The sequence below is a fragment of the Halomonas sp. SCS19 genome (assembly GCF_040147015.1).
Classification (GTDB): domain Bacteria; phylum Pseudomonadota; class Gammaproteobacteria; order Pseudomonadales; family Halomonadaceae; genus Halomonas; species Halomonas litopenaei.
In genome coordinates this window covers 1-14,701 of sequence record NZ_JAMSHN010000002.1, presented here as the reverse complement: position 1 = coordinate 14,701, position 14,701 = coordinate 1, and the positions used below count along the sequence as shown (strand labels likewise).

Genomic DNA, 14,701 nt, shown 5'->3' with positions numbered 1-14,701 from the left:
GCTCAGCGCTCCCGTGCGAGTTTGGGGTTGAGGGCGTCATCGAGCCCTTCGCCGACCAGGTTCAACGCCAGCACGGTCAACAGGATCGCAAGGCCCGGGAAGAACGACAGCCACCAGGCCTGGCGGATCACGGTGCGTGCAGCGCCGATCATGTAGCCCCAGGACATCACGTTGGGATCACCGAGGCCGAGAAACGACAGCGCCGACTCCAGCAGGATGGCGGTGGCCACCATCAGCGAGGCCAGCACGATGATCGGCGACAGGGTGTTGGGCAGGATCTGGCGCAGGATGATCTGGGTGTTGGTCTGGCCGACCAGGCGCGCCGCCTCGACGTATTCGCGATGGCGCAGCGACATGAACTCGGCACGCACCAGGCGGGCCACCGGCGGCCAGCTGACGATGGCGATGGCCAGCACGATGGAGGTCACGCTGGGCTGCATGATCGCCACCAGCACGATGGCCAGGGCGAAGTTGGGGATGGTCTGGAAGAACTCGGTGAAGCGCATCAGAGCGTCGTCCACCAGGCCGCCGTAGTAGCCGGCGATGGCGCCCAGCGGCACGCCGATGGCCAGCGCCACGGCGGTGGAGACCAGACCGATCAGCAGCGACACCCAGGCGCCGTGCATCAGTCCGGCGGCGACGTTGCGGCCCATGGTGTCGGTGCCGAGCCAGAAGCCGTCCTGGGCCAGCGGTGGCAGGAAGGGGCGCTGCACCATGCGCCAGGGGGATTCGGGGAACAGCACCGGGGCCAGCACGGCCATCAGGATGATCGCCCACAGGATGATCAGTCCCACCAGGGCGCCTCGGTTCTGGGCGAAACGGGCGAAGAAACTCATGCGGCGGCCCCCTTGATGCGTGGATCGGCCAGTCGATAGACCAGGTCGGTGGCGATGTTGAACAGGATCACCAGGGCGGCGGAGAAGAAGAAGATGCCGAGCAGCAGGTTGTAGTCACGCTGCATCAGCGCCTCGTACATCAGTCGGCCGATGCCCGGCCAGGCGAACACCGTCTCGGTGAGGATGGCGCCGCCGACCATCTGGCCGGCCTGCAGACCCGCCAGGGTGATGATCGGCAACAGGGCGTTGCGCAGGATATGGCGGCGCTGGATGACCCTTGGCGCCAGGCCCTTGGCCTTGGCGGTCTTGACGAAGTCCTGCTGGGCGGCGTCGAGCATCGAGGCGCGGGTCATGCGCGTATAGATGGCCATGAAGAACAGGCCCAGGGTAGTGGCCGGCAGTACCAGGTGCTTGGCCACGTCCAGGGCGTAGGCCAGGCCTTCCAGGTTGGCGCCGACGGTAAACATGCCGTAGGCGGGCAGCCAGTCCAGGTACACCGAGAACAGCACCACCGCCATCAGCGCCACCCAGAACAGCGGGGTGGCGTAGAACAGCAGGGCCAGCGCCATGATCAGCGAGCCCGAGGCCTTCTTGACGCGCATCGCGGCCATGGAGCCGGCGAGGATGCCGAGCACCAGCGACAGCACGAAGGCGGTGCCGGTCAGCAGCAGGGTGGCGGGCAGGCGGTCGAGGATCAGGTCCAGCACCGGCATCTGCTGGCGGTAGGAGTAGCCGAAGTCCAGGGTCAGGATGCCGGACACGTAGTGCCACAGCTGGACATACATGGGCTGGTCCAGCCCGAACTGCTCGCGCAGCTGGGCGATGAAGGCTTCATCGGCGGCGCCGGCTTCCCCGGCCAGAATGGCCGCCGGGTCGCCGGGGGCGAGCTGGATCAGCACGAAGTTGAACACGACGATCAGCAGCAGCACGATGGCGGCCTTCAACAGTCGTGAAATGATCAGGCGGGCGTAGAGCATGGTGAGGTCCCGGGCAGTAAGCCTGTGGTGATGGCAGCAGCAAAATCAGGGCTGGCGCGGCCCGTGGTGGGCCGCGCCGTATCGCCGTTTTTGGCTCAGTCGGCGATCCAGGCGTCCTTGAAGCCGTCGTTGACGCCCACCGCCGAGGTCACCAGATTGTTGACGTTGCAGCGGTAGATGGTCGGGAAGCCGAGCTCCAGCAACCAGCCGAGCGGTGCGTCCTCGAGCAGGATCTGCTGCACCTCGTGGTAGAGACGCTCACGCTCGCTGTCCGGATAGGCAGTGGCGGCGGCGTTGAACAGTTCATCCACCTCGGGGTTCTGGTAGCCCTCGACATTGTTCCAGGGGGAGCCCTTCTCGGTGTTGGTGGACAGGTAGGTCCGCGAGATGCCGAGTGCCGGATCGCCGTACTGGTACAGGTAGGTGAAGGCCAGGTCGAAGTCGCGCTCACCCAGGCGCTGGTTCCAGCCGCCCACGTCGGTGGCCTCGGTGCGCACGTTGATGCCCACCTCCTTGAGGTTCTGCTGTACCGCCTCGGCCCAGCGATTCCAGGTCTCGCCGTAGGGCAGCGGCAGCAGGGTGACCTCCTCGCCGTCGTAGCCCATCTCGTCGAGCAGTTCCTCGGCCTTGTCCGGGTCGTAGCTGTAGCCCTCGAGGTCGGGGTCATTGAACTTGGCGTTGGAGCCAAACGGCCCTGCCGGTACCTGGCCCATGCCGTTCCACAGCACGTCCCGGGCGAACTCGCGGTCCATGGCGTACATCACCGCCTGGCGGAAGCGCTTGTCGGCGGTCGGTCCTTCACGATTGTTCATCCACAGCATGGCGAAGGGGCTGAAGTACTCGTGGCCCTTCTCGGTCACGCAGGTGTTGTCCATGGCGGTCAGCCGGGGGACGTCGAAGTTCTCCACGGTGCCGTAGGGCAGCACGTCGACGGTACCGTTCTCGTAGGCCACCGCGCGGGAGGCGCCGTCCGGAATGACGTGCCAGTTGATGCCATCGAGGTAGGGCAGGCCTTCCTCGTAGTAGTCATCGAAGCGGGTCAGCTTGATGACGGTGCCGCGGTCCCAGCTGTCGAACTGGAACGGGCCGGTGCCGATGGGATGGTTGTTGGCCTCGTTGTTGCGGAAGTCGGTGCCGGCGTAGATGTGCTCGGGCACCATGGTGAAGGTGCCGGCCTCGAACGAGATCAGGAAGGGGCCGAAGGGCTTCTTCAGGGTGAACACCACGGTGTGGTCGTCGGTCGCCTCGATGCTCTCGACGTGCTCGAGCACCGCACGGGCGCTGGGATTCAAGTCGCGGTGGAAGACGTCGGCGGAGAACACCACGTCTTCGGCGGTGAAGGCCTCGCCGTCATGCCACTTAGCGTTTTCCTGAAGGTGGAAGGTGTAGGTCAGGCCGTCTTCGCTGATCTCCCAGCTCTTGGCCAGTTGCGGCATCGGCTCCATGTCGGTGGAGTAGCGCAGCAGGCCCTCGTAGATGTTGCCGGCCACCGTGCGGGTGGGGGCGTTCTGGATCATGCCCAGCACCAGGCCCGGCGGCTCCGGCTGGATGATGGTGTCGATGACACCGCCCCGCTGGGGTTCCTGGGTGGCCTCTTGCTGGGCGTCTTGGCCGTCGTCCTGGGCCAGCGCCGGGGTGGCCGCCAGCGGTAGCAGGGCGGCGAGCCCCAGCGTCAGCAGGGAAGTGTTGAAGCGAGAGGCGCGTGCCTGAGTCGAGCTTGCCCGGGGCGAGGGGGACAGCGGCGAGCAAGATGGCAGAGCGGCGAAGTGGGGGTGGCGGGAGTTCGAGGTCATATCAGGGCACCTTGGTGGCCCGGAGGTGTTGCCAGAGGTGCGTGAAGCCTGGGGTAGAAAGCGCTGCCAGTGCGCTGTTGCCGGGCTTTCGCGTCGCTGAGGCCAGCTCCGGGACTGTTGTTGTTGGGGATTTCCGTAAGCCCTTTAGAACCTAGCAGCCTCGGCACAAACTGTCGACAGTCGGCAATCGACTGTTGTTCGACGCAGGATGCGGTCATACTGGGGTATGACCCTTCAGGCCAACTACGGGAGTCGAGCATGGCCAATCCTCGGGACCCCTCAGCCGCGCCCTTCGTGGTTCAGCGCAACCTGGTGGACCAGGTGGTCGACTACTTGACCGAGGCGATCCTGGCCTCGCGCTTCGCACCGGGCGAGCGGTTGTCGGAGGCGGGGCTGGCGGCGGAGCTCGGCATCAGCCGGGCCCCGGTACGCGAGGCCGCCAGGCTGATGGAGAGCCGTGGCCTGCTGGTATCGCGACCGCGGCGCGGGTTCTTCGTGCGTACCCTGGATGTGGCCGAGCTGAGCGATGTCTTCGATCTGCGCATCGGTCTGGAACGCCACGCCTTCGAGCGAGTGATGGTGCGCTTCGACGCGGCTATCGAGCAGCGTCTGCATCGGCAGATCAGTCGTCTGTGCGAGGTCGCCGCCGGTGATGACGAGGGGCTCAAGATCGAGGAGGACCTGGCCTTTCATCGCCTGGTGTTCGAGCTGGCCGACAACGCCCGGCTGGCACGTGCCTTCGACGACCTGAGCTTTGAGCTGCGGCTGTGCATCACCCTGATCACCCGTACCCACGAGACCCCCGAAAGCATCGCCGCTTCCCACTGGCGGCTGCTGGAGGCACTGAAGAGCGGTGATCCTCAGCGCTGCCGGGACGAGGTGGACTACCATATTGGCGTGGCCAGGGACTCGGTGATCGAGCGGTTGGCCGATCACGCCGGGGTGGCGCGTGGCTGAACGACTGGGCGACGTCGGGAGTGACGTCGTGGTCGAACTAGCGACTCCAGCAGTGACTCAAATACCGATTCAAATTGCGACTCAAATAGCGACGTAAGTCCTGGTCGAACGGTGGGCCCAGGGCTGCGGCGAGATCCTGTATCGGGTGCGCTGGGCTTGTGCTGCAGGTGCTCGAAGGTGCATAACTAGTACGCGTAAAACACATTTAACATGCGGGATTTGCCGTCAATGACGACACCACAACTATCCACCGATGCCCTGGACGCCAACGAACGGCGGCTGCTCGATGCCTGCGACGAACTGATGCCGGAGACCCTTGCCCTGACCAGCGCTCTGGTGCGCGAGTACAGCGTACTGGGGGCGGAGGCCGGGGTACTTGAGGTGATGGAAAGCCATCTGCTGGACATGGGGCTGCCTGTCGAGCGCGTACCACTGCCCGAGAAAGGCGCAGATGCCGAGCAGGCACCGGTGGCCAGGGGCGTCGACCGACACAACCTGATCTCGGTGATCAACGGCACCTCGTCCAGGCCGCATCTGATCTTCAACGGCCACCTGGACGTGGTGCCGGCGGAGCCGCTGTCGATGTGGTCTCGTCCGCCCTGGGAAGCCTGGCAGGAGGACGGCTGGCTTTACGGGCGCGGCGCTGGCGACATGAAGGCTGGCATCGCCGCCATGGTGACGGCGGTGGCGGCGATGAAGCGGGCAGGGCTCGACATCGATTTTCCGCTGACGCTGCAGACGGTGATCGAGGAAGAATGCACCGGCCATGGCGCGCTGGCCTGCCTGGCCCGTGACGGCCGCGGCGACTTTGCGCTGATTCCCGAGCCTTTCGGGGCGACCCTGACCACGGCCCAGATCGGCACCCTGTGGTTCAAGGTGTCGCTGGATGGGGTGCCGGCACATGTGCTGGATACCGCCGCCGGGGCCAACGCCATCGAGGCGATCCAGTTGGTGGTGGCGCCGCTCAAGGCACTGGAGGCGGAACTGAACGCCGGGCGCGAGCCGCCCTATGACGAGATCGAGCACCCGTTCAACCTGAATATCGGCAAGATCGAAGGGGGCAACTGGGCGTCCAGCGTGCCGTCCCGGGCGACCCTGGAGGGGCGTATCGGCTTCGCGCCCGAAGTTCGGGTGGAAGACATCATGGAAAAGGTGCGGCGCTGTGTCGAGGCGGCGAGCGCCTCGCTGGGCCCGGGTATCTCCGGGCTGGACGTCGAGTTTCACGGCTTCCGCTCCGAGGGCCACCACGTCGACACCGACAGCCCCGGGGTCGCCCTGCTGGCCGATTGTCATCGTGCGCTGACCGGTGAGGAGCTGCCCTCGGTGGCGTTGACCTGCACCACGGATCTGCGAGCGCTCAATCGACACGGCATCGCCGGGACCTGCTACGGGCCCGTGGCCGAACGCATCCATGGCATCGATGAGCGGGTCGAGATTGCCTCTATCCAGCACACCCTCAAGGCCTACGCGCTGTTTCTGTATCGCTGGGGGCGCTGGGCCGAGGGCCAGGCCGCTTCCGATACCTGTCCGCAGTGATACCCATAGTCCGGCCAGCGCTGGCCCGGCCAGCCCTGGCCGGGCCCTCACGATCGCCGTGCAAGCCCGGCCTGGACGCTCGGTCCACAAGCTCAGCCTGCAAGCTCAGCGCGAAAGCCTGACTCGCAGGCCTGTCGGCAAGACCCGCCCGAAAGACCCGCCCGCAAGTCCAGCCCGCCCAATTCCACTCCTCAAGCTCGACCCGCCAAGGTTGACTGGGTCGAGCACTTTCGTCTGTGACCGCCGAACGACTCGGTTTCTGTTGTCCTGAGTCGGGGTTTTGCCGTCAGCAGGCTGCCACTCTAAAAGCGTTGTTCCATGGAGTGGAGCGGAGGGTGCTGCACGAGCGGGCTCAGGAATGTCGACATTTCATGCAGAGCTCGCGTCAATTGGCAGGGAGGGTGGCATGGCAACACAAGTGGGCGGGAAGGATGACCCCGAGGAGAATCCCGCAGCCGGCGGGACAAGGCGTAAAGGGCCGAGACCGGTTTCGCTCTACGATGCGATCGACGCGGAGGTCAGTCCTCCGCCCGGTCGGCTGAGCCCGAGAGGGCGACGATGGTTGATCAACGCCGAGGGCTGCCGGCTGATGCCCTATCTCGACCTGAGCGGAGCGCCCATCCACCACTGGCAGAAGGGGGCGACGATCGGTGTGGGGCATCTGATCATTCGGCAGCAGTGGCCGTGGTTTGCCAATGGCATCGACAAGCACTGGGCGGAGTCACTGTTGCGCCAGGACCTGCGGCACGTGGAGCTTGGGGTGCTCGATCGCCTCGAGGCCTGTCGTCCCTGGGTGGGGGCGCGAGGTCTTCGTCAGCACCAGTTCGATGCCCTGGTGTTGCTGGCCTTCAATATCGGACTGGCGGCATTTTCAAACTCGTCACTGGTGGCCATGCTGTGTGATTCCCGTACGGTGACCCCCTACGCGACGCTTGAACAGGCGTGGCTTGCCTGGAAGTACGCTGGCGGCGAGGTGATGCCAGGACTGGAGCGGCGTCGCGCCGAGGAGTGGCGCATCTTTAAAGAGGGTGACTACGGGCCTGACATCTAGGCAAGTTTTCTTGTAGGGAGCCCGCTAGAAGAGGTGCCCGAAGCGGGGTGGGGCAAGGAGTCAGCCCTATCTTCAAGTCGGTGCATGCCCCGCCAGAAAAAGCTCGGTCGCGTAGCGTGCGCGGTGGTCTCTCGCCTCCAGTGTCAGCGAGGGTGGGCGCCCGACCAGCGAATCGAGCATCCATTCCCCGAGCACCATGCCGGTAAACAAGCCGGCCGAGGTGCGCGGGTCCTTTACCACCAGCTTGCCGCGGGCATGCTGGTCGCGCAGGTAGTCGGCCAGTTCACGGCGGGTACGATCCGGGCCGTGATCGAGAAACAGTGCTCCCAGCTCCGGGGCACGCTCGGCCTCGGCGGCGATCCCACGAATCAGTCGGATGTTGGCGTTTGGCAGCGCCAGGTCGATCAGGTCTCGGGCAAGCTCCTCCAGCACCTCTTGCGGCGGACGCTCGCCGGCCTGTCCCAGTCGACACCAGACACTGGAGGCCTGGGCTTCCAGGGCGGCGGTGAACAGCCCCTCCTTGTTGCCGAACAGCTTGTAGAGGGTGCTTAGCGAGCCGCCCGCTCGGGCGACGATGTCATTGACGCTGGCGCCGGCGTAGCCCTTGTCCAGGAATACCTCGCGGGCGGCGGCCAGCAGCCGCTGGCGGCGGGCCTCGCCCTTCGGTGTAGAGCATGAATCTGCGGACGTCATCGTGGCTTCCATCAATCCAGGAGGGGGCGATATCAGGCTGTCGGGACGATTGTAGTCTGCATTACACATTCATGTTTCAACGCCAGGATGTGCGGGGCTGGCGACAGCGAGTGGGCGTGAGGCGTGATTCAAGTCTTGAACGAGAACAGGGCAAAGGCGCCGAGGCTTGCCACCAGCAGGAAACCCGCCAGGCCGATGCGGCCCCAGGGCAGCGAGGCGTTGCCCACATGCATCAGCTCAGGCTTGCGCGGTGAGTAGCGCACACGCACGACGCTGCCTACGGGATAGTCGGCGATGTAGGCATCGGCGTCTTCCTGTCGGGTGAAGGAGGGAACGCCATCGAAGCCCGCGTTGTCGGATTGAATACGCCGACCGTCGATGGTGGCTTCGAAGCGCAGCAATGCCAGGTAACGCCTTTGCTGATCGTCTCGCTCGCGCTGGTGGCGCTGGGCTTCCGCCAGCCGGACCTCGGTGTGGGTCACGGTGGCCTCGGTAGTCGGCCAGCGGTTGACGTCGCGGACCTTGTACGCGCCGACGCCGGCGATGACGGCGCCGATCAGAGCGGCGAGGGAGACGATCAGCAGCGGATGAGGCATGGTGGTATTCCGAATGAGCCCATGAATGTCGAGGGCGAAGCAGGGGGGCTCCGTCACGCGCGGTTCATGAGCCTCCTGGAAAGCGCAACTCTTGGAAGGCGCAACAACGAGGAAAACACGATGACGATGATGGCGTCCCTGAAGCGTTGGATCAATGATGTGGCGCAGCAAGAGGATGCGTCGTCCAGGGTGGACCTGTCACTGGCCACGGTGGTACTGCTGTGCGAGGTGATTCGTGCGGACTACCGCCTGGATGACAGCGAGATCCAGTTGATGCGCAGCCAGCTCAAGGAACAGTTCGAACTCGAGGACGAAGCGCTGGACGAGCTGATGACACTGGCTCGGGAAGAGGCCGAGGGTGCGGTGGATCATCACCGCTTCGTGCGTGAGTTGCGTGACCGCACCGGCTATCAGGACCGGGTAGCGCTGGTACAGCAGATGTGGGCGCTGGCGTTTGCCGACGGCGAGAAGGATGCCCTGGAGGAACACCGTATCCGCGCCCTGGCGGAGTTGTTGCACGTCAGCCACTCGGACTTCGTGCGCACCCGCATCGTCGAACAGAATCGCGCCGAGGGTGTGTAGCGAAAGTCTCGACGTTACAATAAGGTTTTCTGCATATGACGCCGTGGTCGCCATGGTTTTACTGGCGACGGGCGGCATATCCAGGTAATCACTCGTCGTCAGACGTTAGCAGGCGTTATAGGACAAGGAGGAAATGATGTCGCGCAAGATGGTGGTAGTGGGAGCCGGCATGGTCGGTGTGTCGGTGGCGTGGCATCTGAGGCGCCGTGGCCACCAGGTCACACTTGTCGACCGTCGTGAGCCCGGTCGCGAGACCTCCTACGGCAACGCCGGCATCATCCAGCGCGAGGCGGTGCGTCCCTATGCCTTCCCGCGCGATCTGGCGACCTTGTTGCGGGTGGTACCCAATCGTCAGATCGACATTCGGTATCGGCCGGGCGCGATGTTCGCAAGCGCCGGGACGCTGCTCAAGTACTGGCAGAACTCGGCGCCCGCCCGTTACGAACAGATCGTACCGGAGTACGCCTCGCTGATAGGCGGCTGCCTGGAGGCCCACTCGGCGATGATCGAGGCTTCCGGTGCCGACGCGCTGGTACGTCGCCAAGGCTGGCTCGAGGTCTATCGGAGCAGCAAGGCGCTGGGCGAGCGAGCGGCCCAGGCCGAGTTGGATGCCAAGCGCTTCGGCATCCGCTTCGACTACCTCGACAGCGAGGCGCTGGCGCGCCTTGAGCCGGATCTGGAGCCCGGACTTGCCGGGGCGATCCACTGGCTCGATCCCTGGACGGTGGCAAATCCGGGTGATCTGGTGGCCGCCTACGCCAAGTCATTTTCCGATGATGGCGGTGAGATCATCCAGGCGGACGTCACCGATGTGCGCCGGCAGGGCGATACCTGGCGCATCGACACTTCGGGCGACACCCTGGAGGCAGATGGGCTGGTGATGGCGTTGGGCCCCTGGTCACAGGACTGGATGAAGGCCCTGGGTCTGTCGATCCCGCTGTTCGTCAAGCGTGGCTACCACATGCACTATGGTCAGTCGGATGACGCCAGGCTGACCCACTGGGTGATGGACGCCGAGGTAGGCTATCTGCTGGCGCCCATGAGCAGCGGGATTCGCCTGACCACGGGCGCCGAGCTTGAGCGTCTTGATGCGCCGGCCCACCTGGAACAGCTGGAGGCAGCGGAGCAGCAGGCGCGCAAGCTGTTTCCGCTGGGGCAGCGTCTCGAGCCCACGCCATGGAAAGGCGCCAGACCCTGTACCCCGGACATGAAGCCGGTGATCGGTGGCGTACCCGGGCAGTCAGGCTTGTGGCTGGCCTGTGGCCACGGTCATCAGGGCTTCACCCTGGGCCCGGTGACCGGCAAGCTGCTGGCGCAGGTCATCGATGGCGAGCAGCCGGACATCGACATGGCGCCGTTCAGGGTGGACCGCTTCTGATCCCGCGCTGGCGCCGGCCCATGCCGGCAGTCCGGGGCCATGCCGCCTCTGCATGGGGCGGTATGGCGTGGCTGTCAGCGAGGGCGAAAGAGGTGGGGAAGCGGCGGGCAAGCTGCGTGCAAGCGCCGTTGTCGGCGGCGGCGGGGTTGGTCAGGCTGGGGCCAGTCGGTGACCAGACGTCGGCCCCGTCATGATCTGAGGCCTTTATCAGGCCTCGTCGGCGTCACGACGGTGAAGGACGGAGGCTGAGTTACTGTTGTTTGAAGTATCGGTCGAGCTATTGGTCGAGAGAGCAGGCTCGGCGCCGGATGACCCGCGGCGATCGGCCAGGGCGCGTGCCAGCAGCTTGATCAGCAGCGTCACCAGGAACACCAGCCAGCTGGCCGTCGCCAGTACATTGAACAGCAGCATCTTCTGGGCGCCGCTCATCGGTGTAATCAGATGGTCGATGCCGATGGCCAGCAGAAAAGCCAGGTTCAGCGGCAGCGCCAGGATGTGCATCCACATCTCCGTGCGCCGCTTGCGGACGTGGTAGCGGCCCAGCATCACTCGCACCGGGCGGTGAACGAAGCTCACCAGGATCATGCTGCCGAGCAGCAGCAGGGCGGCCAGGGCCGGCTCGGCGCTGCCGATATGCAGCGACACGCTGATCGACCAGTAAAGCATCAGCCACATCAGGCCTGCCAGGGTGGCGACGAGGTCGGCGTAGTGACGAACCTTGGGCATGTAACTCTCGCTAGGATGTTTCTGTAATAAGTCTGCGCGCGGCCAGAGGCCCTGGGACTCGTCGGCTCGTTGACGGCGCCTTGACAACGTATCGCCCCGGACATCGATGGTAACGTGCCGCGACTCCTCGACGGTGCGGATCAGATCCGCGCGCATGTCCCTCGAATGATACGCGAAATCTCACCCCGTTTGGGCCATGAAACGTTGCCCTTTACGGTATACTGCGCCCGACCATGGATCACTCGACGACAGGATAACAAGTGACTGCGATTACCTTGACCCGGCCCGACGACTGGCACCTTCACCTGCGCGACGGCGTCGCTCTGGCCTCCGTGGTGGCCGATACCGCCCGCCAGATGGGCCGTGCGATCATCATGCCGAACCTCAAGCCGCCGGTGACCAATCTGGACCAGGCACTGGACTACCGCCAACGCATCTTGGCTGCCTTGCCTGCGGAAAGCCAGTTCGAACCGCTGATGACCCTCTATCTTACCGATCGCACCACTTCGGAAGACATCGAGACGGCCTGGGGCAGCGGCAAGGTGCAGGCGGTCAAGCTGTATCCGGCCGGGGCCACCACCAATTCCGACTCAGGCGTGACCGATCTGCGTCACTGCGAGGAAGCGGTAGCCACCATGGCACGGCTGGGGATGCCGCTGCTGGTGCATGGCGAGGTGACCGATCACGAGATCGACATCTACGATCGCGAGGCGGTGTTCATCGAGCGGGTCATGAAGCCGCTGCTGTCCCGTCATCCTGATCTCAAGGTGGTGTTTGAGCATATTACCACCGCCGACGCGGCGCGCTTCGTGGCCGAGTCGCCGTCGAATATCGGCGCGACCATCACCGCTCATCACCTGCTCTACAACCGCAACCACATGCTGGTGGGCGGGATTCGCCCGCATTACTACTGCCTGCCGATCCTCAAGCGCGAGCGTCATCGCGAGGCGCTGATCGAGGCGGCGACCTCGGGCGACAAGAGCTTCTTCCTCGGCACCGACAGCGCGCCCCATGCCCGTCACGACAAGGAAAGTGACTGTGGCTGTGCCGGCGCCTATACCGCGCTGACGGCCATCGAGCTGTACGCCACCGCCTTTGAACAGGCCGGCGCGCTGGATCGGCTGGAAGGGTTCGCCAGTCACCACGGTCCCGACTTCTATGGCCTGCCGCGCAACAGCGACTCGATCACCCTGGACAAGGTCGAGTGGCAGGTACCGGCGGAACTGCCGTTTGGCGAAGGCAAGACGCTGGTGCCGTTGCGTGCCGGTGAAACCCTGGGCTGGAAGATGCGCCAGGACTGACAGACCTGATGCTATGACCTGACGTGGCGACCTCGAGCCGCGGCCTGGTACGCCGTCCTCATACTTGGATGAGATGTTCTGGACGATAATCTGCTTTAGCTAGCCCTGATGATATGGCTCAGGGTTTCTTGACCACGAAAACGGCGCGCCCCAAAAGGGCGCGCCGTTTTCGTATCTGGCGCCTGGCCAGCGCCGAGGTGCGGGCCAGGGGAATGCCAGGGGAGGCGGCTCTGTATTGGAGGAGGGCTCGACAAGGACTGACGTGAAGCATCAAAGGGGTAGCGAAGAGGCATGGAAAAGTTGGGCCATTGGATTAGAGGTAGTTCATTGTCCTCTAGTACAGTATTGACCTATACCCCATGCATGTAATGTGCGCATAAGCACAGTTTTGTTGCTGCCGGACTAGGTTTGTCATCCCTTTGTTCACAAGGCCTAGGTCTGTCATCCAAAAAAAGAGAGACGCCCCCCTATGATCATCGCCATCGTCGTACAAGTTACCGGCCAAGCCTGGGCCAGAGATGCGGAAGGCAATCTGAGGCCCCTGGCCGAGGGCGACCGCCTGACTGGGGGCGAGGTGGTGATCACCGAAACCGGCGCTCGAGTGAACCTCGTGCAACCCGACGGCACCCGCCTGGCGCAGCTCGGTGGCGAAGTCGAGGTGGCGATTAGCGAGGCGATCAACGAGCAAGGGTCGGCCGATGACGAGGTGATAGAAGACGCCGAGGTCGCCAGGGTCCTGGCGCTGCTCGAAGAGGGCGAAGGAGATCTGCTCGAGGCGTTGGAAGCTCCTGCCGCTGGCTCCGCGGGGGGCGCCGGCGCCGAGGGCGGGCACGATTTCGTGCGTCTTTTGCGTATCGTCGAGGAAGTGTCGCCACTGTCGTTCGAGTACGGCTATCAGCGCGAGGTCTACGACGTTCAGGAGCAGGATGGCGGGACCGCGGCCGATGAGGACGAGTCCGTCACCCTGACGGGGCTCGATGGGCCTGCGGGAGCAGCAGGCAGCGCCGATATCGGCTTTTCCTCTGCCGAACAGACCGTCAGTGAGGCGGGACTTCCTGGCGGTAGTGCATCAGGCTCCGCCGCGACATCAGCGAGTGGCAGTTTTGGTGTATCCGCTCCCGATGGCCTGTCGTTCATTACCGTTGGCGGCAGTGGTCCGATCAGCTTGGATCGACTCAATGGCCTGTCCGGCAATCCGCTGACCATCGAGACGCCCCTGGGCAGCCTGACGCTGACAAGCTATAGCGGCGATGACACCGGTGGTAGCGTTGCTTACACCTACGATCTGACCGACAACGTCGACAACGACAGCGTCGACGGAGCAACCGACGATGGCGTGGTCGACAGCATCGAGATTAGTGCTGTCGATAGCGATGGCAGTACCACCAGTGGCACTCTGGATATCGCGATTCTCGACGATGCGCCCGAGGCGGTGGATGATGCCACCACGACCGGCGAGGACACAGCGGTCACCTACAACGTGCTGGTCAATTCCGACGGCACCAGCGATGTTCAGGGCGCTGATGGTGCCAGTGTCACCGACGCCACCCTGCGTGATCCGAGCCAGGGCAGTGTGAGCTTCGACAGCGACACCGGTGAGGTGACCTTCACCCCGGCGGCAGGCTTCGAGGGCGATGCGGTCATCGACTACACCATCCGCGATGCCGATGGCGACACCAGCGACGCGGTGTTCACCGTCACCGTGGCGGCGGATTCCACGCCCACCGTCAGCGTGCCGGACGAATCCCCCGATGCCGAAGGTGGTCAGTTCAGCGTCAGCGAAGCCGGACTGCCGGGCGGCAGCGCGGCAGGCGACGGCAGCCAGAGCACCAACGGCAGTCTGCCGATCACCACCGGTGGCGACAGCCTGGCCTCGCTGGTGATCAACGGCCAGAACGTGACGGGCGGCGGCACGGTCGAAGGCGACTACGGCACCCTGAGCGTCAGTGTCTCTGACGGCGAGTACAGCTGGAGCTACACCCTGGATGGCAGCACCCAGGACCACACCAGCCAGGGCACCGGCAGCGACGATCTGGCGGATCAGTTCTCCATCGTCGTTACCGACAGCGATGGCGATACGGCCTCGACCAGTCTGACCATCGACGTCAACGACGATGTGCCGAAGGCTCGTGATGACAGCAACACTATTGCCGAGGAGACCGCGTCGATCACCGGCAATGTGCTGTCCAACGACACCACCGGCGCCGACACCACCGAGGCTGATCCGGCCAGCGTGGCACTGGACGCGCCGACGGGCGCCGGCCAGTACGGCACG

At 64.6% G+C, this 14,701-nt stretch carries 13 protein-coding genes; 7 read left to right on the top strand and 6 right to left on the bottom strand.

Annotated elements, in window-relative coordinates; genetic code table 11:
* Positions 1 to 2 precede the first annotated feature (2 nt).
* The 3 genes from NFH97_RS20755 to NFH97_RS20745 form a co-directional block, all read right to left on the bottom strand.
* Positions 3 to 836, bottom strand: a complete 834-nt coding sequence (locus NFH97_RS20755) for an ABC transporter permease (protein WP_045993012.1) — start codon at positions 834 to 836, stop codon at positions 3 to 5.
* Positions 833 to 1,813, bottom strand: coding sequence for an ABC transporter permease (locus tag NFH97_RS20750; protein ID WP_045993011.1), 981 nt, complete (start codon positions 1,811 to 1,813; stop codon positions 833 to 835). The genes NFH97_RS20755 and NFH97_RS20750 overlap by 4 nt, the downstream gene beginning before the upstream one ends.
* Before the next feature lie 95 nt (positions 1,814 to 1,908).
* A complete protein-coding gene (locus NFH97_RS20745; protein ID WP_083970426.1) occupies positions 1,909 to 3,606 on the bottom strand; it encodes an ABC transporter substrate-binding protein in 1,698 nt (565 codons plus the stop codon).
* Between the two features lie 258 nt (positions 3,607 to 3,864).
* Between NFH97_RS20745 and NFH97_RS20740 the strand changes: the two genes are divergently transcribed.
* The 3 genes from NFH97_RS20740 (at position 3,865) to NFH97_RS20730 (ending at position 7,150) form a co-directional block, all read left to right on the top strand.
* Positions 3,865 to 4,563 (top strand): GntR family transcriptional regulator, encoded by a 699-nt coding sequence (locus NFH97_RS20740; protein WP_349625528.1) that lies wholly within the window; start codon positions 3,865 to 3,867, stop codon positions 4,561 to 4,563.
* Positions 4,564 to 4,791: 228 nt separating this feature from the next.
* The gene (locus NFH97_RS20735) at positions 4,792 to 6,099 is read left to right on the top strand and encodes an ArgE/DapE family deacylase (RefSeq protein ID WP_349625527.1); all 1,308 of its coding nucleotides are present in this window, start codon (positions 4,792 to 4,794) and stop codon (positions 6,097 to 6,099) included.
* Positions 6,100 to 6,505: 406 nt separating this feature from the next.
* On the top strand, positions 6,506 to 7,150 hold the full coding sequence (locus NFH97_RS20730; RefSeq protein WP_349625526.1) for a lysozyme: 645 nt from the start codon (positions 6,506 to 6,508) through the stop codon (positions 7,148 to 7,150).
* Between the two features lie 72 nt (positions 7,151 to 7,222).
* Here the strand turns inward: NFH97_RS20730 and NFH97_RS20725 are convergent, their stop codons facing one another.
* Complete coding sequence (locus tag NFH97_RS20725) at positions 7,223 to 7,843, bottom strand: TetR/AcrR family transcriptional regulator (RefSeq protein ID WP_045993008.1); 621 nt, start codon at positions 7,841 to 7,843, stop codon at positions 7,223 to 7,225.
* 128 nt (positions 7,844 to 7,971) lie between these two features.
* Positions 7,972 to 8,439 carry a DUF3592 domain-containing protein gene (locus NFH97_RS20720; RefSeq protein ID WP_349625525.1) on the bottom strand — a complete coding sequence of 156 codons (468 nt, stop codon included), beginning with the start codon at positions 8,437 to 8,439 and terminating at the stop codon, positions 7,972 to 7,974.
* Between the two features lie 120 nt (positions 8,440 to 8,559).
* Between NFH97_RS20720 and NFH97_RS20715 the strand changes: the two genes are divergently transcribed.
* Positions 8,560 to 9,021: a tellurite resistance TerB family protein gene (locus NFH97_RS20715; protein ID WP_349625524.1), complete on the top strand. Its 462-nt coding sequence runs from the start codon at positions 8,560 to 8,562 to the stop codon at positions 9,019 to 9,021.
* Between the two features lie 136 nt (positions 9,022 to 9,157).
* Positions 9,158 to 10,399, top strand: a complete 1,242-nt coding sequence (locus NFH97_RS20710) for an NAD(P)/FAD-dependent oxidoreductase (protein ID WP_349625523.1) — start codon at positions 9,158 to 9,160, stop codon at positions 10,397 to 10,399.
* 207 nt (positions 10,400 to 10,606) lie between these two features.
* On the opposite strand, the gene NFH97_RS20705 is transcribed toward NFH97_RS20710, so the two are convergent.
* On the bottom strand, positions 10,607 to 11,125 hold the full coding sequence (locus NFH97_RS20705; protein ID WP_349625522.1) for a hypothetical protein: 519 nt from the start codon (positions 11,123 to 11,125) through the stop codon (positions 10,607 to 10,609).
* A 260-nt stretch (positions 11,126 to 11,385) separates the two neighbouring features.
* Here NFH97_RS20705 and pyrC point away from each other — a divergent pair, with 260 nt between their 5' ends.
* Positions 11,386 to 12,426: a dihydroorotase gene (gene pyrC / locus NFH97_RS20700; RefSeq protein ID WP_349625521.1), complete on the top strand. Its 1,041-nt coding sequence runs from the start codon at positions 11,386 to 11,388 to the stop codon at positions 12,424 to 12,426.
* A 469-nt stretch (positions 12,427 to 12,895) separates the two neighbouring features.
* Positions 12,896 to 14,701 (top strand): retention module-containing protein (locus NFH97_RS20695; RefSeq protein ID WP_349625520.1); only part of this gene is annotated, 1,806 nt, incomplete at its 3' end.

Excerpts from the sequence above, each read along its gene's own strand:
- NFH97_RS20755 (WP_045993012.1), bottom strand. The coding sequence starts at position 836 with ATGAGTTTCTTCGCCCGTTTCGCCCAGAACCGAGGCGCCCTGGTGGGA.
- NFH97_RS20750 (WP_045993011.1), bottom strand. The coding sequence starts at position 1,813 with ATGCTCTACGCCCGCCTGATCATTTCACGACTGTTGAAGGCCGCCATC.
- NFH97_RS20745 (WP_083970426.1), bottom strand. The coding sequence starts at position 3,606 with ATGACCTCGAACTCCCGCCACCCCCACTTCGCCGCTCTGCCATCTTGC.
- NFH97_RS20740 (WP_349625528.1), top strand. The coding sequence starts at position 3,865 with ATGGCCAATCCTCGGGACCCCTCAGCCGCGCCCTTCGTGGTTCAGCGC.
- NFH97_RS20735 (WP_349625527.1), top strand. The coding sequence starts at position 4,792 with ATGACGACACCACAACTATCCACCGATGCCCTGGACGCCAACGAACGG.
- NFH97_RS20730 (WP_349625526.1), top strand. The coding sequence starts at position 6,506 with ATGGCAACACAAGTGGGCGGGAAGGATGACCCCGAGGAGAATCCCGCA.
- NFH97_RS20725 (WP_045993008.1), bottom strand. The coding sequence starts at position 7,843 with ATGACGTCCGCAGATTCATGCTCTACACCGAAGGGCGAGGCCCGCCGC.
- NFH97_RS20720 (WP_349625525.1), bottom strand. The coding sequence starts at position 8,439 with ATGCCTCATCCGCTGCTGATCGTCTCCCTCGCCGCTCTGATCGGCGCC.
- NFH97_RS20715 (WP_349625524.1), top strand. The coding sequence starts at position 8,560 with ATGACGATGATGGCGTCCCTGAAGCGTTGGATCAATGATGTGGCGCAG.
- NFH97_RS20710 (WP_349625523.1), top strand. The coding sequence starts at position 9,158 with ATGTCGCGCAAGATGGTGGTAGTGGGAGCCGGCATGGTCGGTGTGTCG.
- NFH97_RS20705 (WP_349625522.1), bottom strand. The coding sequence starts at position 11,125 with ATGCCCAAGGTTCGTCACTACGCCGACCTCGTCGCCACCCTGGCAGGC.